16 protein-coding genes and 1 pseudogene are annotated in these 20,162 nt (G+C 57.1%); 7 read left to right on the plus strand and 10 right to left on the minus strand.

Annotated features, from left to right (window positions below):
• Positions 1-36 precede the first annotated feature (36 nt).
• Positions 37-1,044 (minus strand): TAXI family TRAP transporter solute-binding subunit, encoded by a 1,008-nt coding sequence (locus AC2FNN_RS07470; RefSeq protein ID WP_496757637.1) that lies wholly within the window; start codon positions 1,042-1,044, stop codon positions 37-39.
• A 129-nt stretch (positions 1,045-1,173) separates the two neighbouring features.
• Here AC2FNN_RS07470 and AC2FNN_RS07475 point away from each other — a divergent pair, with 129 nt between their 5' ends.
• Positions 1,174-2,118, plus strand: a complete 945-nt coding sequence (locus tag AC2FNN_RS07475) for a LysR family transcriptional regulator (RefSeq protein WP_496757638.1) — start codon at positions 1,174-1,176, stop codon at positions 2,116-2,118.
• A 44-nt stretch (positions 2,119-2,162) separates the two neighbouring features.
• Here AC2FNN_RS07475 and AC2FNN_RS07480 read toward each other — a convergent pair whose 3' ends face one another.
• The 7 genes and pseudogenes from AC2FNN_RS07480 to AC2FNN_RS07510 all read right to left on the minus strand — a co-directional run bounded on the left by AC2FNN_RS07480 (position 2,163) and on the right by AC2FNN_RS07510 (position 10,771).
• Positions 2,163-4,376, minus strand: coding sequence for a hybrid sensor histidine kinase/response regulator (locus tag AC2FNN_RS07480; protein WP_496757639.1), 2,214 nt, complete (start codon positions 4,374-4,376; stop codon positions 2,163-2,165).
• Between the two features lie 3 nt (positions 4,377-4,379).
• A complete protein-coding gene (locus tag AC2FNN_RS07485) occupies positions 4,380-5,549 on the minus strand; it encodes an FIST N-terminal domain-containing protein (protein WP_496757641.1) in 1,170 nt (389 codons plus the stop codon).
• A gap of 46 nt (positions 5,550-5,595) precedes the next feature.
• Positions 5,596-6,279 carry a response regulator gene (locus AC2FNN_RS07490; RefSeq protein WP_496757642.1) on the minus strand — a complete coding sequence of 228 codons (684 nt, stop codon included), beginning with the start codon at positions 6,277-6,279 and terminating at the stop codon, positions 5,596-5,598.
• A gap of 142 nt (positions 6,280-6,421) precedes the next feature.
• The gene (locus AC2FNN_RS07495; RefSeq protein ID WP_496757643.1) at positions 6,422-8,188 is read right to left on the minus strand and encodes a PQQ-dependent methanol/ethanol family dehydrogenase; all 1,767 of its coding nucleotides are present in this window, start codon (positions 8,186-8,188) and stop codon (positions 6,422-6,424) included.
• Between the two features lie 160 nt (positions 8,189-8,348).
• Positions 8,349-8,582 (minus strand): annotated as a pseudogene (locus AC2FNN_RS07500) (IS5/IS1182 family transposase); the annotation flags it as partial.
• Positions 8,583-8,642: 60 nt separating this feature from the next.
• On the minus strand, positions 8,643-9,605 hold the full coding sequence (locus tag AC2FNN_RS07505) for a YVTN family beta-propeller repeat protein (protein WP_496757644.1): 963 nt from the start codon (positions 9,603-9,605) through the stop codon (positions 8,643-8,645).
• A gap of 2 nt (positions 9,606-9,607) precedes the next feature.
• On the minus strand, positions 9,608-10,771 hold the full coding sequence (locus AC2FNN_RS07510; protein ID WP_496757645.1) for an ABC transporter substrate-binding protein: 1,164 nt from the start codon (positions 10,769-10,771) through the stop codon (positions 9,608-9,610).
• A 163-nt stretch (positions 10,772-10,934) separates the two neighbouring features.
• On the opposite strand from AC2FNN_RS07510, the gene pedF reads away from it, so the two are divergent.
• The 6 genes from pedF to AC2FNN_RS07540 all read left to right on the plus strand — a co-directional run bounded on the left by pedF (position 10,935) and on the right by AC2FNN_RS07540 (position 16,966).
• Positions 10,935-11,615 (plus strand): cytochrome c-550 PedF, encoded by a 681-nt coding sequence (gene pedF, locus AC2FNN_RS07515; RefSeq protein WP_496757646.1) that lies wholly within the window; start codon positions 10,935-10,937, stop codon positions 11,613-11,615.
• 18 nt (positions 11,616-11,633) lie between these two features.
• Positions 11,634-12,530 (plus strand): substrate-binding periplasmic protein, encoded by an 897-nt coding sequence (locus tag AC2FNN_RS07520; protein ID WP_496757648.1) that lies wholly within the window; start codon positions 11,634-11,636, stop codon positions 12,528-12,530.
• A gap of 72 nt (positions 12,531-12,602) precedes the next feature.
• Positions 12,603-13,127, plus strand: a complete 525-nt coding sequence (locus AC2FNN_RS07525) for an SRPBCC family protein (RefSeq protein WP_496757650.1) — start codon at positions 12,603-12,605, stop codon at positions 13,125-13,127.
• Between the two features lie 28 nt (positions 13,128-13,155).
• The gene (locus tag AC2FNN_RS07530) at positions 13,156-13,638 is read left to right on the plus strand and encodes a (2Fe-2S)-binding protein (RefSeq protein WP_209507073.1); all 483 of its coding nucleotides are present in this window, start codon (positions 13,156-13,158) and stop codon (positions 13,636-13,638) included.
• A gap of 80 nt (positions 13,639-13,718) precedes the next feature.
• Complete coding sequence (locus tag AC2FNN_RS07535) at positions 13,719-16,079, plus strand: xanthine dehydrogenase family protein molybdopterin-binding subunit (protein WP_496757651.1); 2,361 nt, start codon at positions 13,719-13,721, stop codon at positions 16,077-16,079.
• A 95-nt stretch (positions 16,080-16,174) separates the two neighbouring features.
• Entirely contained in the window at positions 16,175-16,966 is a 792-nt protein-coding gene (locus AC2FNN_RS07540) for an FAD binding domain-containing protein (RefSeq protein ID WP_496757653.1), read from the plus strand.
• Between the two features lie 48 nt (positions 16,967-17,014).
• On the opposite strand, the gene AC2FNN_RS07545 is transcribed toward AC2FNN_RS07540, so the two are convergent.
• On the minus strand, positions 17,015-17,902 hold the full coding sequence (locus tag AC2FNN_RS07545; protein WP_496757655.1) for an FAD:protein FMN transferase: 888 nt from the start codon (positions 17,900-17,902) through the stop codon (positions 17,015-17,017).
• Positions 17,899-19,962: a 4Fe-4S binding protein gene (locus AC2FNN_RS07550; protein WP_496757656.1), complete on the minus strand. Its 2,064-nt coding sequence runs from the start codon at positions 19,960-19,962 to the stop codon at positions 17,899-17,901. The genes AC2FNN_RS07545 and AC2FNN_RS07550 overlap by 4 nt, the downstream gene beginning before the upstream one ends.
• Positions 19,963-20,162: the final 200 nt, after the last annotated feature.

Consider the following 20,162-nt stretch of genomic DNA (forward strand, 5'->3'; position numbering starts at 1 on the left):
GAAGGGGCACCGACGACAGGTTTCAGTCAGATGTGGTTATTGAAGAAGACCGGCTTCTTTATAGAACTTCTCAGCACCCGGATGCAGCGGAACACCCAGCGCCTTGACGCCGTTGAGGGCAGTATCAGGCGTGATCTGCTTGCCCTTTGCGTGGCCGTTGTCCAGCAGCTTGCGCGTGTTGTCGTTCCACAGGGCCTTGGTCAGCTGATAGACCAGATCTTCGGACAGATCCGATGACACAACCAGCATCGCGCTGACCGCGGGGGTCTTGGTTTCGGAATCGATGCCTTCATATACACCGCCCGGGATGGCGGACGGGATATAGGCAGGAATGATCTCGTTGATCTTTGCCAGATCTTCTTCGCTGAAGGAATGCAGGTTCATGCCCTTGGTCGAAGACAGCTGCACCATTGCGGCAACCGGCCAGCCTGCTGCGTAGAAATAGGCGTCAAGTTGACCGTCGGCCAGACGCTCGGCGCTCTGACTGTTGTTCAGCTCGGCCTCGTCCATATTGTCGCGATTGACGCCCCAGGCATCTAGCATCTGCAGAACGGCAACCTGCGTGCCGGAACCCGCCTGCGCGATACCGACGCGCTTGCCTTCCAGATCGCTCAGGTCGTTGATCGTCTGACCGGCTGGCAGCACCAGATGCAGGTCTTCCGGGAACAGGTTTGCGACGATGCGCAGTTTCGGGTGGGGTTTGCCTTCAAACTTGCCCTCACCCAGATACATCGAACGGGTTACATCAGCCGCAGCCAGGCCGGCCTCAAGCTCGCCGTTTTGGACGGCGGCATTGTTGAAGACTGACGCCGTTGTCGATTGTGCAATCGCGATCAACCCGGGCACGCCGCATTGGCCGCCCTCTTCGCAGGGGCGTGAGCCCGGAGGGGCCGAAATTCCGTTGGCGATGGTCCCGCCGATCGGGAAATAAGTGCCGCCAGCACCGCCAGTGCCGATGCGGAAAAAGGTTGGGTCCTGTGCAAGCGCCGGTGCAGCCAATGCACCCGCCAAAGCCAAACCCGTCAGGCATTTCATCAATTTCATCGTAAGCTCCCAGTTGTGGATCATTGGATTCGGTTTGTTCGAATTCTGATCCGTTCAGCCTATGGAGTTTTAGCATAAATACAAATTTGTTATATTTAACAAAATGAAAGTTTAGCTTATGTTTTAGATATGAACCTTGCTCAATTGACCGTTTTTCGTGAGGTGATGGAAACCGGGTCCATCTCTCAAACCGCAAAGAAGCTGAACCGGACACAACCCGCGATCAGCCTGGCAATCAAGAACCTGGAAAGAAGTCTGGGACTGACCCTGTTCGAACGAAAAGGTCGGCGTCTGATTCCAGTGCCAGAGGCGCATTACTTGTTGGCGGAAACCACCGGAATACTGGACAGATTATCTACGGTTTCCAGTACGATGCACGGGCTTCTTAAAGGAAATTCAGGCAGCCTGAACATTGCCGCCATGCCGGGACCGTCCATTTTTGCCTTTCCGAATTTCATCAGCCGTTCCGTTGGCGGGAATCCGGACATCCGGGTTACGCTGTCGACCCGCAGCTCGCCCCAGATTATGGAACTTGCAGGCACTCAGAACATTGATTTCGGGTTTGCTGATTTCGAACACCCGGTGGGAAAAAAGCCGCAATTCACGGCAGAGATCATCAGCGGAGATTGCTTTTGCGCAATGGATCGGGACAACCCGTTAGCGCAAGAAAAGGCTGTGACGATTTCGGATCTCGATGATGTGCCAATGGGTGGACTGTACGACACCCACCCTTTTCAGAAGAAAGTGCGGCGCGCTTTTCAGATGGCTGCCGCCACTTACAAACCTAGTGTGACGTGCCAGTATTTCCTGCCGCTCATTCCTTTTGTCGGATCGGGACAATGCTGCACAATTGTCGATCCTTTGACTGTCGCAACAGAACGGAAGCTGAATATCTCGCATGGCCGTGTGGTATTCCTGCCTTTCAAGGACCCCCTCAGATACGAATACGCCATCCTGTCGCCGGATCATCGGCCCCCTTCGCAATTGGCGCTGAAAATAAAAGCGGGATGGAAGGCGGAAGTTGTGTCCATGCTGGATCAGACCAACGCCAACCCGCGGACGGAAGACTTCTGAATGACACCCGTCCGTACTGCGACGCAGGCGACAACCGGAAAAACTCAGATGCCGCCCGCAACAGAGGCCTCCAGCGTCGATTTGAGCAGTTGCGGATCTATCGGTTTGTAAAACAGCGGCAGCTTTGCCTGTTTGCACTGCTGGACAAGCTCTTGAGATCGATTGGCTGAAATAATACAGCCGGGCAAATGCCCGAATTCATCCGTCAGGGCACGCATGGCGTCCGTACCTGTTTTCCCGTTGTTCAATTGATAGTCTGCGATAACAAAATCTGGCAGGATGTCTATTTCGCGCAAAAGGCCAATCGCTTCGCTTTCGCCTTCGCATTCCAGAACTTCGACGCCCCAGGATTCGATGGTCATGGTCAACGCGCCGCGCAGGTTTTCATCGTTTTCGATCAACAGGGCGACGGTGTTGCCCAGCACATTCGAGTGCGGTTTTTGCACCATTGAAGGGCAGAGAGAAACCTCTGGTTTCGCCCGGGCCAAAGGTATTTCGACCGAAAACCCCGTGCCCTTTCCAACTTCGGAAAACAGCTGGATGGGGTGTTGAAGCAACCCGCAGGCCCGCTCGACAATCGCAAGACCCAACCCCATGCCTTCGGCGGCGCTGGCATCTGAATGCAAACGCTGAAATTCCTGAAACACGATATCTCTTTGGTCTGATGCTATACCGATGCCCGTATCCCAGACTTCCAAAGCAATTGCGTTTTTGCGATGCCTGACACCAACAAGAACTTTCCCGGTCTCGGTATACCGGATCGCGTTTGACAGCAGATTCTGCAATATCCGCCGAAGGTAACTGGCATCGCTTGTGACCAGAGCCTTTGTGTCAACAAAACGCAATTTCAGACCTTTGGCCTGGGCGACGGGCTTGAACGCGTCTTCCATCTGCAAGAAAAGTTCACCCACCGACACCGTGGACAGATGCGCCTTGGCCCGCCCGGAATCCAGCTTTGAGATGTCCAGCAGGGCTTCGAGAATGTGTTCGACACTATTCAGGGCGCTTTCTGCTTTTGCTGCGATGGTCCGCGCGGTGTCATTGTCCAAACCGCTGCCCAGTGACGCAACATAGAGTTTTGCAGCAGACAGAGGTTGCAACAGGTCATGGCTGGCGGCGGCCACAAAACGTGATTTTGACGCGTTCGCCCGCTCAGCCTCGTTCAGCGCATCAGCAAGCTCCATTGTGCGTGACGCCACACGTTGTTCCAGGAGTTCCTTGGCTTCATACAAGGCCTGCGCAGACTTCCGTTCCGCAGTTACATCGGTAAAGGAAATCACAAAGCCCCGGTCTGGCATTTCCTGGGCAAAGACCGACAGGATTTTCGATCGCCCCCGATGCATCTGGAATTGAAGAGGGCGGCGATAGGTTGGCCGGCTGACCCAATCCAGCAGATCCGCCTCGGTGATGCCTTTCTGAAAGCTGATGTTGTCGCTCAGGCGATTGGACAGGGTTTCAAACCGCGTGCCCATCTGAAATTGCGTGATCGGTATGGCCAAAAGCTCGCTTGCGCGGGTATTCCACCCGATCATGCGGTGCTTGTTGTCAAAGATGCAGACGCCCTGATCGATATGTTCAAGCGTGGCGCGGATCAACCGTGCCTTGTCATCCAGAATGCGATCCCTTTCTTGCCGTTCGATCCGCATGATGTCTGTAACGTCGGTTTGCAGGATCACGGTGCCCCCGTCTGGCGTGCGGTGTTCTGACACTTGCGTCCACCGATTGCCCGAAAGACGAACATTGAACACCACGTGGTCATCTGCGTGACGATCCAGGCGGCTTTTGGCCCAATCCCGTGGGGTCATTGTCTCTGGCAAGGTCAGGAAGCCGGATTGGCTGACCAGTTCCACGTAGTCGGCAAAGCGCAAGCCGGGGTTCAGCTGTTCCTGAATGTCGGGCATATGCATCCCGAACCGGCTGTTGCACAGCACCAGTTCTTCGTCGCGATTGAACAGGGCAAAGCCTTCCTGCACCGTTTCGATCGCATTTGCCAAATCTGCGCGCGCTGCTTCGGTTTCCTTGTTGGCCTGCGCCAACCTGGCGTTGGAGTCATTCAGAAGTTCAAGCGCGCGCTCAAGGTCATCCGTTCGGGCGCGGACCTCTTGTTCAAGCACCGCCGCCCGTTGGAACTGAGCATAAGCCGCACCAGAGGCATTGGTGGATTCTTCGACCCGCCGCATCAGGGCTTCGGCGATTTTCCTAAGCTTCTCGTTCTGACGATCCAGTGAGTCCGAGGGGTCTGTGAGATGTTCGATCATACCTTACTCTTTCTCGGGCGGGTATATCGCCACGCCGGTCAGAGTCTGATTCACATGGATCGAATTGAACTGCTCTCCATAGGTCGAGAAACCGACCACGTGATTGCGAGACAGGATGTCCGAGATCGCGCGCGTCTTCTGCTTTTGCTGGGCCTCCAGCCGGCGAAGAATGCAATCACAACCCAAAATGGTGTCGGGTTGCTGTTTCTCGGTCAACAGGCTGATTTCTTCCTGTAGATGTTCAACCATGTCCCGAGGTTCAGCCAGCGTCAGGACCAAGCCTTCGTCAATCGCCGAAAAAAAGACGAGGTCGCCGTTTCCCGCCACCTGCTGGATCGCACGGACATGGTGTTGCCCGCCTATTTGCACAACGACTGGATGGGCTGCGAATGTGAATGTGGTGAGCTGTTCCGGGTCTTTCCCCAGAATACGGGCGTATTCGCGGGCAGCGGGTTCGGCATTGATTTCCTGAACGATGCGTTTTGCCGGGTCTGCCTTGGTCACGACCATGCGATGGGCAGTGGGCAGCAGGTGATCGGTCTTGAACACCTTGATCGGACACCGCGTGCGAACCTGCGTGAGTACGGCTGCATTGCTTTTTGCCTGTCCCTGATACAGAACATATGTGCGCCCGAATTTGGTTCCATCCCCCGCCGAACCGCCGAACAATGGCACCGGCCCCAGCCCCACAGCCAATTCCGACGTCAGTTCATCTTCTTTTGTCGACAGCCCGTCAATCATCAGGAACGTGAATTCATGGCTCCATTCGGGTGCGTTTCCCATCATCGCATTTCTGTTGTGGATCATCTCTTTGATGATGCCGTCGGAATCGAATTCGTTCAGATCCGGCACAAGAACCGTGCGTATGTCGAAATGGGATTTCGGCAGGCCAATCGCGACGATCTGATCTTCACAATACCCACTATCCGCCAGCTCTCCGGCGGTGGTGCAACCAACAATCGGGGTTGGTGCAAAGGCGCGCTCGGCATCCGCGATCACCACGGATGCATCGGCGTTCGAACTGACAAAAAGAATGACAAGCGCAAGTGAGTCATCACCCAACTGGCGTCTGAGTGTCTCGATCGACTGCCCGGTGTCGTGTCGTGCAAATGCCGTTTTAACGATGCCTGGCGTACGGGCCCGGGCTGTTGCCCACCCGACTGCTTGATCCATCGTGCCTCCTCCCTAAAAGCGCGACGATGACGTGAGAGTATGACGCTTAGCCTTGGTCTTGCAAGACACTGGCAAAGGACGCTTTCTTGGCGATCAGAACCGCCTGCGTGCGGCTTTGGACACCCAGTTTTCGCATTATTGCGGTCACATGCGCTTTGACCGTCGTTTCCGCAATCGACAAGTCATAGGCGATTTGCTTGTTCAGTTTACCTTCGCAGATCAGTTGCAGAATGCGCGCCTGCTGATTTGTCAGTGTCGCCAGTCGTTTGACCGCTTCGCCATGCTCGTCCTCCTCCTCTGTGTCAATCAAAACGCAGCCCTCCGGCACGAAAACGTCACCGGCATACACGGTCTCGAATGCAGTACGGAACACGTCGCGCTGACTGTGCTTGGGGACATAGCCTGATGCGCCGGCCTGTATCACCTGGCTGACAACGCGGTTATCCGTCAGTGACGACACCACGATCACCGGTGCGTTTGCGGCAGCCTTCAAGCGGATCAGACCTTCCAGGCCGTCCACATCCGGCAAATTGAGGTCCAGCATGACCGCATCAGGTTTCAGCCCACCTGCCAGCAGATCCAAGGCATCCTCCAGCCGGTCTGCCGTATGGATTTCCTGGATCTGGGCCACACTTTGCAGGGTCATCGACAAGGCGTCGCAAAACAATGGATGGTCGTCGACGATCAGCACGTTTTCGAAATCATTGCGCGCGGCGGATTCAGCAAGCATCTGGTATAGCCTTTTGCATTCAAATGATCTCCAGCCTAACCAATCCTAGCAACGAATGAAAACCACGCATACTGGCGGAAGGTCGTATAGAAACGCGCACCCCGTATCAGGGATACGCGTCAGGGTTTTGCCGGATCCCGGGTCAGTTCGCCGAAGCCAGTTCCTTTGGCAGGCGGAAGGTCCACAAGGTGCCGCCCTGGTTGAGATAGTTGACCTTCTTAGCCACCTCACCCCCCCAGAGCGGTACAGCGCCGCCCCAGCCGGAAATGATCGCGACATATTGTTCACCATCCTGTTCCCAGGTCACAGGCTGCCCGACGATGCCCGAGCCGGTCTGGAACGACCACAGCTTCTCGCCGGTCTCGTCGTCCAGCGCGATGAACTCACCTTCGGGCGTGCCAAAGAACACCAAGCCACCGGCCGTCGTCATCACGCCTGACCACAGCGGCGCGTCGTTCTTGTATTCCCATTTCCATTCGCCGGTATCCGGGTCGATGGCCTTGAGAGACCCAATGTGATCTTCGTAGTTGGGCTTGATCGTAAAGCCTGCGCCCAGATAGGCGGCACCCTTCTTGTACGAGATCGGCTCGTTCCAGATATCCATGCCCCATTCGTTCGACGGCACATAGAAATTGCCGGTACGTTGCGAAAAGGACATCGGCATCCAGTTCTTGCCGCCAAGGAAAGAAGGCGATGCAAAGATCACTTCACCCTTCTTGCCATCAGCCGCTGACGACGGGTCCCCTGGGCGGTTTTCTTCGACAAAGACCGGTCGGCCGGTCTCATCCACACCGGACGCCCATGTTATGTCTTTGACAAACGGATTGGCCGACACAAATGCGCCGTCTTCGCGGTTCAGAACATAGAAATACCCGTTGCGATCGGCGGTTGCGTAACGCTTGTTTCCTTCACGGTCGGTATAGGCCACAACCTCGTTTACACCGTCATAGTCCCAACCTTCGCGCGGCGTGGTCTGGAAATGCCACTTGATTTCGCCGGTTTTCGGATCGATTCCGATGCGGCTGGCCGCGTAAAGGTTGTCTCCGGCATTTCCTTCCGTCGGCGTGCCTGCATTACGCAGCCACGAGTTCCACGGCGCCGGGTTTCCGGCCCCGAAAACAAGCGTATCCGTGTCCGCGTCATAGGAACCACCCAGCCAGGTTGCGCCACCGCCGGTCTTCCACATGTCGCCGGGCCACGTCGCATTCAACTCGCCCGTCATGGTGCTTTCTTCACCGTTCAGCGTCCCCATATGGCCTTCTATGACCGGGCGTTCCCATACCAGATCACCGGTGTTCACGTCCCGTGCCTGCACGGCGCCAACGATGCCGAATTCACCACCGGAATTTCCGGTGATCACCAGCCCGTCAACGATCAGCGGAGCCGCGGTGTATGAATACCCCGCCTTGTAGTCCGCTATCTTGTCACGCCACAAGACGTCGCCGGTGTCTTTGTTCAGGGCCACAATCCGCGCATCAAGGGTGCCGAAAATCACCTTGTCGCCGTAGATGGCGGCACCCCGGTTCACCACGTCACAGCACGGCAGGATGCCTTCGGGCAGGCGCGCATCGTATTGCCAGACCTCTTTGCCGGTTTCCAGATCGATTGCATAAAGACGCGAATACGATCCGGTGATATACATCATTCCGTCATAGATCAGCGGCTGGGTTTCCTGCCCGCGCTGTTTTTCGCCACCAAGGCTGAACGCCCAGGCCGGCAACAGGTTCTTGACGTTGTCTTTGTTCAGCATGTCCAACGGGCTGTAGCGCTGCAAATGACGCCCCATGCCGTTTGTCACGACTTGGGTCGTAATAGTCTGGTCGTTTGCCAGATCGTCCTCGGTAACTTCTGCATGGGCCGTGCCCGCTGCAATCACGCTTGCAACTGCCGCCATTGTGAACCGGTTCATCGGTGTCCTCCCTAGACTTGTGTCTTCCCTCCGCGCCGAATCCCCGACAGGTCGGAGCTGTTGGCATGGCTATTATTCGCAGGCGGGTCTGTCGGCGAAATTGCACAATGGTCGTAGGGGCAATACACGCATTGCAACTGGGCTCCACACTCATTGAATTTCAGAACCAGAAGATGGTTTCGGCGGCACCAGCGGCAACGGATCGGACCATTTTCGGACATCTGTCGCAGCGGGTCGCGACGCGGTGCTGATCCTTCACCCGGCCGAACATGATTTCGATACGGTTGCGCCGTTTGTCCCTGCGCTTGTCATTTGGAACCGGCCTGTCCCGCGACGTCCCACCCGGGTTACAGGGATGTATTTCCTTGACCTTGAAGGCCGCCCGAAACCTGTCGACCATCATTACCTCCTGACATTCAGGAGGTTGATTCAGTTTCCGGCGTCTATTTGCAGCCTAATTTGTGGGCCGGAAGGCTGCACCCCAAGGAAAGCGCCCGACCTTGATCGTCTTGATGGGTTCACGTTTGGAAACGTCGATTACGGTGACATCCCCCGACACTCCGTTTGTGGTGAACAAAAGCGACTTGTCCGCGTTGAAATCCATGTGCCAGACGCGGCGCCCAACCAGGATGTAATCTTCGACCTCGTAAGTCTCTGCGTTGACGGCAGCTACGTGGTTCGACGGGCCCAGAGCGACAAAGGCGGTTTCGTCCCCGCTTGACAACTCAAAGCCCACTGGCTGAACCCGATCAGGGTGTACACCATCCACCTTGAACTCGATTTTGGCCTTCTCGGCCTGTGTCGCCACATCAAAAACAGAGATTGTACCACCGATTTCAGAGCTGACCCAAAGTTCGGTTCCGTCCTTGACGAATTCCGCGTGGCGTGGGCGCGAGTCCACCAGGGTGTTGGCGAACAACTCCTGTGTTTCGGTATCGATCCAATGAGCCATGTTGGTGGTCTCGGATGTGGTGACAGCGATCCTGCCGTCAGGTGAGACCGCCATCCCTTCTGGCTCGATACCCACGTCTATCTGGGCAATTACGGTCCGCGATACCGTGTCGACGACAGTTGTTATCGCGTCATCTTCGTTGGCGATGTACAGATGCCGATCATTCGGGTGCAAAACGAACTGTTCGGGGTCTTCGCCCGACGGCAGATCATAAAGGACTTCTCCGGTTTCGGGATCCATGACCTGCACCGAGTCATTGTCTGACGCGCAGATGTAAAGAACCGAGTAGTCCTTGGAAAATGTAATCCCGCGTGGTCGTTCTCCGGTTTCAAGGGTGCGGATCACTTCAAGTGTTTCGATATTGATCACGCTGAGCGTGTCGTCTTTTTCATTGCTGATCCAAATCTCGTCCGAAACCGCCGGAGTGCAAAATGCAGCAGCGGCCAAAAAGGCGGAAAACTTCATCTTCATTCCTCGCTAAAAGCCGTGCAAAGACATTCGGCCTGGTCAATTCCCAGAGTGTCCAGTTCAGTCCTGTGGTGCAGGAAACCCGCGAGCGGTGCGAGGGCCACGACGGCCCGATCCGTCACCAGCGGGATGGGTTGGCGCAACTGACCGTTCCAGGCGCGGAAACTCATCGCCCGGCCCTTGAAGCCTGCCAGTTCAAATTTTTCCGACAGAATGTAGTCCCGCAGAACCGCGGGATCGCCAGATTGCGTTCGGGTCACGGCCTCGCCCAATGACCGAAAGGCAGCCCATGCCGCATAGTCGATTGGCCTCATCGACCGGCCTGCTTGATCGGCGAACCGGCTCTGCAACTGAACCGCGCCCCATTGCTCGACCACAGGCGACCACGTGACCGGTCGCAACCCTTCCGAACCTGCGACCGGTCTGGGTTCCCATGTGTTGAACGGTATATATCTTGCGAAGTCACCCAGTTCATCCGCGACCAACATGACATCGTAGTCCCCGAAATCCTGCGTGAAAACAGGAACTTCCTGCGCCGCATTGCGCCTCATGTCAGCGTCGAAACGCCAGGTCTTTTCCGCCCGAATTTCCAGTCCGAACTTTGTCAGGGATTGTCTCATCGCGTCAGCAAAGGCCATATCCGGCTGGTGTTCTCCGGCGACCAGAACCAGATCGTCCCAGCGCCTTTTGACCAGAAATTGTGCCAGAGCGTCCGTGCGCATCGCATCGGACGGTATGGTGTGCAGCAGGTTGGCACGGCAGGCGGTATGTCTTAAGTCGCGGTCGCGGGCGGACGCGTTGAACAAGATGGCGTCGGCGGCCTCGGGAAGGTCAGCGACCGCCAGTTGCGCCTTCGCCGGAGCGTCCAATATCAGGAAGCTAGTCTCGGACAAGGCCCGGCGCGCCGTATCAAGCCAATCCCCGTCTTCCGGGACGGTCAAAACTGTCAGTTCATACGTGTGGCCCAGAAACTTGGCCGTTGTCAGGTTGTCTGACAAAGCCAGTTCTGCACCTGCCGTGCCCAGATCGTCGGGCAATGGGTCAAGGTTCGACAAAACCGGTGGTCGTCTGTCCTGTTGCTGAAGGTAGACAACAGAAACAGAAACCTCAGCCGCAGCGACCATTGGCAACAGAACAAGAGTTGCAAAGACGCGAAAAAACATGTCCGTGTTTGCTCCTCCTCCGATGCACCATCACTAAAATGAGTCCTTGGGTGGCATGCCATTCGACCTTAGTCGCACGCGGCGGCTCATCTGCAACCAAGGTCGAATTTCACGACGATTTTCCCTGAGCTATGACCAGAGCAAGCATCAGAAGGAGGAGACGATGCGTCTTGTATTTTTCAACACAGCGCTGGCTGGCCTGACCGCAGGTGGCATGGCGTTTGCGCACGGAGACGTCGCCCCGCAACCTGTGAATACAGATGCCCTGCCGGATGTGGGTGAGGAATGGTTGATCGAAAACCCCTATCGCGATCAGGGTGATGAGATTTGGCAAGCCGCCATTGAAATTGGCGATTCTGGTTACAATCAAAACTGCGCGCGCTGCCATGGGTTGGGCGTGGTTTCCGGCGGCTTGGCGCCTGACCTGCGCTACCTCGAGGCTGAAGAATACGGCGACGAATGGTACGTGGAACGGTTCCGTGAGGGGTATACCCAGAACGGGATCACCAAGATGCCGGCCTTTGGAGAGCTGTTGGGGCAAAAGGCCGCCTGGGCCATTCGCACCTATATCGAAACGCGCCCCGACGATGGAGCGTTGGACGATCACACGGATCGGCTGAAAGAAATCCGCGACCTGCTGGCCTCGATGGCCGACGGTGGGGAAGGCGATGCCGCGGCTCTTCAGTCGGAACTCAGCCAGATTGCCAGCACCGTGGAAACAGGATCGGGCGCCCCTGTGGCTGACAGCGTGGCCTTTCGCGCCGCTGTTCTGATCTCGGGCGACAGCCCTGATTTCGCGGAAGCGGCGGAGCAACTGACAATTGGATTGTCTGCCGCGCAATAGGACGGCAGACTGAGGCACATGATCGGACGCACATTTTTTCTCTCCCTGTTGGCTGCCACTCTTTCAACCGGAATGGCGATGGCCCGATGCGAGGATCATGTGCCTCAACCCAAACCACAAAACGCCAGCCGTGATATCGTTGGCGCAGATCTCGATACTATTGTCGCGCGCGGCTATATCGAATTTGCGGCTTATGACGACTTTGCCCCGTGGTCCTATGAGAAGGACGGCAAGATACAGGGCGTGGATATCGACATCGGCAGGTTGATTGCCGAGGAGCTGGGTGTTGAAGCGCGTTTCAATCTGGTGACTGCCGGCGAAAACCTCGAGGCCGACCTGCGCAATTGGATCTGGAAGGGACCCCTGATCAACGGGCGGGTCGCAAATGTGATGTTGCACGTCCCCTATGACAGCGAATTCGCCTGCCGGGTTGAACAGGTGGTCTTCACCGGGCAATACCATGACGAGGAAATCGCCATCGCGTATGACCGCGATGCCTATCCCGATGACCCGCCAGTGCCTGCCTATTTCCGGTTCGACACCGTCGCCGTCGAGAACGATTCGATTGCCGATTTCTATTTGTCGGCATTTCCCGGCGGTCAATTGGCCCAAAGCATGCGCAGATATCCCACTGTCGCCAAGGCAATGCAGGCGCTTGCCGGTGGTGAGACAATGTCAGCCATGGGACCACGCGCTCAGCTTGAGGCCGGGCTGACGCCAGAGCTTGATATCCATTCCCCACCCCTGCCCGGTTTTGCCGTCAGTTCATGGACCACTGGCGTGGCCGTTCATTTCGCCTATCGCGGCCTCGGCTATGCTGTGGACGATGCCATTTACACGGCGTTGCAGGATGGGCGCATCGCCGAAATCTTCAAACGTCACGGCCTTACACATTCGCCACCTGCCCTGCGGTGACTACACCCAAGGTCTTATAGGCAAGGCTGCGAACACCGCGTAGCGTAACAAAAATATACTTGGAGAAGTGAAATGGAACTCAATGACAGCCGCGTCATCGCCGCGCCGCGTTCCAAAGTCTGGGCCGCGCTTTTGTCGGCAGATGTTCTGAAGGAATGCGTGCCGGGATGTCAGGAGATGACAGGCTCGGTCGAAGACGGGTTCGAGGCCACCGTCGTGCAGAAAGTAGGGCCGGTCAAAGCGACGTTCAAAGGCTCTGTGTCCCTTTCTGATCTCGTGGAGCTTGAAAGCGTGAAGTTATCAGGTGAAGGTAAGGGAGGAGCCGCCGGATTTGCCAAAGGCGCGGCCGACGTCACCTTGTCGGATGCCCCAGAAGGCACACTACTGACCTACGCGGTTGATGCACGCGTCGGTGGCAAACTGGCTCAGTTGGGGGGGCGCGTGATTGATGGGGTTGCCAGAAAAATGGCCGACCAGTTCTTTGAGAACTTCCAGAACGCGGTCGAACCTCAGGATGCGCCCGAGCCCGAAACCTCGGGCGAAGGCGAGACCGGGGAAAAAAAGAAAGGTTGGATCAAGCGCGTGTTAGGCGGTTGAACCGTTGGAACTCAGGGAGGAGAAAGTCATGAAAATTTCAATGACCGTGAACGGCAAGGCCGTTAGCGGCGAGGTCGAGGGCCGGACATTACTGTCCGGCTTTCTGCGCGAGCAACTGTCATTGACGGGCACGCATGTCGGCTGTGATACGGCCCAGTGCGGCGCCTGCGTTGTACATGTGAATGGTCAGGCCGTGAAATCGTGCAATATGCTGGCGGTCGAAGCCGACGGCGCTGATGTTGGCACCATCGAAGGTCAGGCAAATGCGGACGGTTCGCTGAACGTGATCCAGCAAGCCTTTCAGGATCATCACGGCCTTCAATGCGGGTTCTGTACACCGGGTATGGTGATGAGCGCCGCAGCGCTGCTGAAAGACAACCCGCGCCCATCTGAGGCCGAAATCCGAAAGTACCTGGAAGGCAACCTGTGCCGCTGCACCGGGTACCACAATATCGTCAAGGCGATCATGGCCGCCTCAGGCCAGGACGTCGGCAGTATCGCTGCGGAATGATGCCGCTGCGGGCGTAAACATTGCGCCCGTGGGACAAGTGAAGGGTGCAGCAGCATCCGTTTATGGGAGGAGAACAAGCAATGCCCAAAGACAGTGGCATCGGAGCCAGTTCCAAGCGGCGCGAGGACGTCCGCTTTCTGACCGGAGCAGGCAACTATACCGACGACATCAACGTACGTGGTCAGGCTTACGTATATTTCCTGCGGTCCGACATAGCGCATGGTCGGATCAATTCTGTAGATACATCAACCGCCGAAGGTATGCCCGGTGTGGTCAGAGTATTCACCGGCAAAGACTTTGAAGGCGTGGGCGGAATGCCCTGTGGCTGGGAAGTGACCGACAAGCACGGCGCGCCGATGCAGGAACCACCACACCCAATTCTGGCACAGGGCAAGGTGCGCCACGTGGGTGATCCGATCGCTGCCGTGGTGGCTGACAGCCTGGAACAGGCCCGTGACGCGGCCGAGGCTATTGATCTGGATATCGAGGAACTGCCCGCCGTGATCGACATGAAATCCGCCGCGCAGGATGGCGCGACGCTGGTTCATGACGATCTGAAAAACAACATCTGCTATGACTGGCAGCTGGGTGAGGCCGACGACGCCAAAGTGAACGACGTCTTTGCCAATGCGGCGCATGTCACCACTTTGGGTCTGGTGAACAACCGGCTGGTCGCCAACCCGATGGAGCCGCGCGTGGCTGTGGCCGAGTACAGCCGGGGCACCGACGAATACACGCTCTATACTACGTCGCAAAACCCGCATGTCATCCGCTTGTTGATGTGCGCGTTCGTTCTGGGTCTGCCCGAACACAAAGTCCGCGTCGTAGCCCCGGATGTGGGCGGTGGTTTTGGCACCAAGATTTTCCATTACGCAGAAGAAGCGTTCTGCACCTTTGCCGCCAAGGCCTGCAACCGCCCCGTCAAGTGGACCGCCAGCCGGTCCGAGGCGTTCATGTCGGATGCGCAGGGTCGTGACCATGTCAGCACGATTGAGCTGGCTCTGGATGCGGATAACAACTTCATCGGCCTGCGGACCAACACCTATGCCAATCTGGGCGCTTACCTGTCGACTTTCTCCAGCTCGGTTCCGACATGGCTGCACGGGACGCTGATGGCTGGCAACTATAAGACCCCGGTCATTCAGGTGAATGTGAAAGCGATGTTCACAAATACGGTGCCCGTGGATGCCTATCGCGGTGCTGGTCGACCCGAAGCAACCTTCCAGCTGGAGCGCGTTATAGACAAGGCCGCGCGCGAGCTGGGTGTCGATCCGATCGCCCTGCGTCGCCAGAACTTTGTCACGCAGTTCCCCTATGACACGCCGGTGGCGCTGACTTACGACACCGGGGATTATAACGGGACCATGGACAAGCTTGAGGCGGCTGCCGATCTGGCAGGCTTTGCCGCACGTCGTGCAAAAAGCGAGGCCAACGGCAAGCTGCGGGGCTTGGGTGTCAACTGCTATATCGAGGCCTGCGGCATCGCACCCTCGAATATCGTTGGCATGTTGGGGGCCCGGGCGGGTCTTTATGATGCGGCAACTGTCCGGGTGAACGCAACCGGTTCGATCAGTGTGATGGTTGGCGCACACAGCCACGGGCAAGGCCATGAAACAGCCTTCCCGCAGGTCGTGGCCGACATGATCGGTATCGATGAGTCGATGGTCGAGATTGTGCACGGGGATACCTCGAAGATCCCGTTTGGCATGGGCACCTATGGCTCACGCTCGCTGGCGGTTTGCGGCTCGGCTATGGTCAAGGCCACCGAAAAGGTGATCGACAAGGCCAAAAAGATCGCAGCCCATTTGCTGGAAGCGTCCGAGGCGGATATCGAACTTAAGGACGGTCAGTTCAGCGTTGCGGGGACCGACAAGTCTGTAGCTTGGGGGGATGTGACCCTCACGGCTTATGTCCCGCACAATTATCCGCTGGAAGTTGAACCAGGACTGGAGGAAACCGCGTTCTATGACCCGGCCAACTTTACTTTCCCGGCAGGGGCTTATGCCTGTGAGGTCGAGGTTGATCCAGACACAGGTCAGGTCAGTATCGAGAAGTTCACGGCTGCAGATGACTTTGGCAATATCGTCAATCCAATGATCGTTGACGGACAAGTGCATGGCGGTATCGGCCAGGGCATCGGTCAGGCCTTGCTGGAGAACTGTGCCTATGATGAGAACGGCCAATTGCTGAGCGCGTCCTACATGGATTACGCGATGCCACGCGCCGATGATGTCCCGTTCTACGGCGTGGATCATTCCAGCCAGACGCCCTGTACGCACAATCCGCTGGGCGTGAAGGGTTGCGGCGAGGCCGGAGCGATCGGCTCACCGCCTGCGGTGGTCAATGCGGTGCTGGATGCGTTGAACTCGGGTGGAAGGGCCGTAGATCATATCGACATGCCGATGAGCCCGTCACGCGTTTGGACGGCGATGCATGGTTGAGAGGTTGGGGTGCGAGGGGCCAGCCCCTCGCGCTCCCCGGGATATTTATAGCCAGATGAAGGGCGGATCAGCGCCTTTCGGAAAGGAAGAACGAAATGTACAATTTCGAGTTTGAGAAGCCCTCGACCATTGCTGACGCGGTTGCAGCATTGGCAGCAGAGGATGCGCAGGCGTTGGGAGGCGGACAGACGCTGATCCCAACATTGAAGCAACGGTTGGCGGCCCCGTCCAAGTTGGTGTCGGTGAGCGGAATTCCCGAGATGCAAGGCGTTTGCATCGAGGATGACGGATCGGTGTCGATCGGTGGCGCGACGCCCCACGCTGTCGTCGCCCGCGAGGCCGCAGGATCGTATCCAGCGCTTGCAGCGCTGGCCGGGCAGATTGGCGATCCGGCGGTCCGCAACCGCGGGACGATTGGCGGCTCAGTTGCCAACAATGATCCTGCGGCCTGTTATCCGGCAGGGGTATTGGGATCAGGGGCGACTGTCGTGACCAATACCCGCCAGATTGCCGCCGATGACTTTTTCCAGGGAATGTTCACGACGGCGCTGGATGAGGGTGAAATCATCACATCGGTCCGTTTCCCGGTACCGCAAGCGGCGAGCTACCGGAAATTCCTTCAGCCAGCGTCGCGTTTTGCGCTTGTCGGGGTCTACCTGGCCCGCTTTGCGGACGGAGTGCGCGTCGCGGTAACCGGCGCGAGCGAGGACGGCGTTTTCCGGTGGTCCGAGGCTGAACAGGCGCTGAACAAGGAATTTCGCCCTGATGCCCTTATGGACCTGCGCGTAAACCCGGCGAATATGATTGCGGATCTGCATGGGAGCAAGGAGTATCGAGCGCATCTTGTTTCGGTCATGACCAAACGCGCGGTTGAAGACTGCTTGTAAAGAATTGGTCGGGAAAATCGAAAAAGCCTCGGTGTGATCCGGGGCTTTTTAACCTTGAAGCATGACCACTTTCCCATTGGGTCGCACACAGATCGCGATGCAATCACCGGCTGCCTGCGCAAGGGTCGCTGCTATTTCAGCCTCGGAAGCATGACAGAATGCTGTTGAAAGCGCGTCTGCCGTCGTAGCATCCGGTGCCTGGACACTGACCGTTGACCAAAGCGGTGCGTTTCCACCCTTCGGGTCGATGATGTGAGCGCCGCCCGACCGCAGGCGCATGACGCCGGGGCTGGACGTAGCGATGGCGCGGTCCTTCAAATGCGTGACTTCGACAAGTCCGTGCACTGGATCCGTGACGCCCAGTAGCCACTGACGACCACTTGCATAAAATTCTCCGATATTGACCAGAACCTTTTCCCACCCGGCTTTGCGCAAGGCGCGAACGACCAGATCGGTGGCGAAACCTTGAGCGATGCCGTTCAGGGTAAGCGCTTGATCATGGCCCAGTTGCACGAGTTCCTTGGTTAGACCGACGCGATCCCACCCGATCAGCCTTCGCGCGTGTTGAGCCTCATTCTCGGACACGGCAAGCCAACATGGCTGAACTGTCGGATCAAAGCAACCATTTGTGAGGTCGTAAGCCGCGCTGCACGCTGTTAAAAGAGACACAAAAGCGGGATCGGGGCTTTTGAGGTAACCTTTCCGGTTGAGCTCCGACAGCGCAGAGTCTGGGCGGTACAGGCTGAACAGCGCCTCGCATTCCTCCAAAATGGATCGCAGAGCGGCAATGGCATGTTCTGCCTCCACAGGGTCAGCATCCAGTGTCAGGCTGATTTCGGCCCCCATGGCGTAGCCACGCCAACGGATAGGCTGTGCATGAGACGGAGATGCCAGTGCTGCGGCAGATATGGCCAGAAAGCGGCGACGGTTGATCATTCTGCTGCAACCTCTTTCGTGCGGCGGCGAGCCGCGACAATCAGGGGAACGCAGCGGTTGCGGTCGTCATATATGGCGACGCAGTCGAGACACTGAAAACACTCATCATACTGAATTTGCCCGGCTTGCGTGATCGCGCCATATTTGCATTTGATCTTGCACAGCTGACAGGGTGACCCGCATTCGGCGCGGCGTTCGATCCAGTCGCGGCCGCGAAGCAACCCGCCGATCGCAAGGAACGCGCCCAAAGGGCAGACATATCGGCAAAAACCCTTGAACACCGTCATTCCCAGAACCAGCCAGAAGTTGGCGTAGGCGACATAATACCATTCGCGAAAAAAGAAGGTCGTGATTGCTGTTTTGAACGGCTCAACCTCTGCCGCTTTGTCGACCTGATCAGGTGCGGCAAAGACAACGGCAAGCAAGGCCGCCAGTACCACGTATTTCAACCATTTCAGACGGTTGCCCCATTTTTTTGACGGTTCAATCTGGGGGATACGAAGGGCTTTGCCCAGATGATGCGCGAATTCCTGAAGGGCACCGAAAGGGCAGAGCCATCCGCAGAACAATCCCCTGCCCCAAGCAATCAAACCCGCAAGGGTCACGGCCCAGATCAGCAACGAGAACGGATCATAGAGCAGGAAGGCATAACTGCCGCCGTCCAATGCGGTACGCAATGCCCCCAAGACCGTGACGATCGATAGCTGCCCTTGCCCCCACCAACCCACGAAAACTGTGACAAAGACAAGAACGCCAAGACGTATGGGAGTGAACAATGGTCGCGCCGCAAGGGCATTCATTCGCAGGGTCAAAACGGCCAACAGTGCAGCCAGAAACACACCCAGGATAACCAGATCCAACTGGCGATTTCGCAGCGCTTCAAGCCAGGGCGGTGCCTGAACAATCTGTTCTGGTCGATCAAAGAACTTCTCGGGCGTGATATGTGCAACATCCAAAGTGACGGATCCTGTTTCAGGCTGGAACATGCCATGTTCGCGAACCGCAAGAGCCTTCAACACCCATTCCCGGGAAGGGTCGAACCCAAGGCGCCGGTCGGTGCGCAGGATCATGGCAACGCCATCTGGCATGTTATCCGCCAACTCGACCAACAGATCGGCATCACGCAGAGCGACCGGCAATCCGCGCTGTTCGGCCGAAATCCAGTCGGGCGCGGTATTGCGTACAAAGTCTTCGCTGACCAAACCATGGCGCGCCGTTTCGATCACAAGGATCGGCTCGTCATTGTCCGAAATTTCCATGAAGCGCTGCAACTCTTCATAACTGTCCGTGGTCAAGGCAGCGCGAGCGATGGCTTTCGGACCCACATCCACGACCCACAGATCCAGATAAGGGTCGTCGGGATTGTCCTGCGCCTCGGGATCGTCATCTTCCCAAAGGGTGCCATCGAACAGAGCGTCAACTTGCGCATTCGTGTAGACCTTGCGTGTGGCGATGCCCTGATCAATCAGATCCTGCCAGTTGAGTTCTTCTTGATAATCGGGATCCGGAAATGCAGGCGGCGCGGTTGCCAATCCCTGCATTTTCTCGCGCGCGACTGTCAAAGCAGCACCCATGACCGATTCATGCGCGATCCGCACACTTGCCGTCGCCTTTGTAACCCCGTCCAGATAGACCAGTGATGACCCGCTTGCTGCATCGCCGTACGGGGTTCCGACAACGATGGAATCCGAGATCGAAAGGCCCCTGTATTGCTCGAAGAATTTGTGGAAAGGGGCCTCTCCAAGCCCTGAAACAAAGATCGGTTCGTTATGTTCAATCAACTGCACGTCAAGAAAACGCCCTTCAAGATCCAGCACGATCAACATGTTGATCGGTGCGCCTGAAAAACCGGGCAATGGCGCCAAGGGTTCCGATTCAAAGACATAGCCTGCATCGGCCCCGCCGGAGTTCAGCAGACTGTAGACGCCGCTTTCGTTCAACGCCGGCCCCAATGAGAACGGCGCGCGGATGTAGGATTCGATATCATCGCGCGACAAAGGTTCGGCCAAAGCCGCCAGGCCACCGAAAAGCAGCATCAGAATGCCTGTGAGTACGCGCATGATCGAAAGACTAACTTTCCACCCTTCGCCGGGACATTCGACGAAAGTCCTAAGTCCCTACCCGCGGCCCTAAGGCAGCCCTGCATCCAAAGTTGCAGCCGCAAGGAAATCGACCGTGGCGGATGATGCGACCGGTCGATAGGGGGCAGACCTGGTTCGCCGTTCATTACGGCATTGGCTCCGGGGTGATATTAGGGGTT

The sequence above is a fragment of the Ruegeria sp. BHSA118 genome (genome assembly GCF_059613405.1).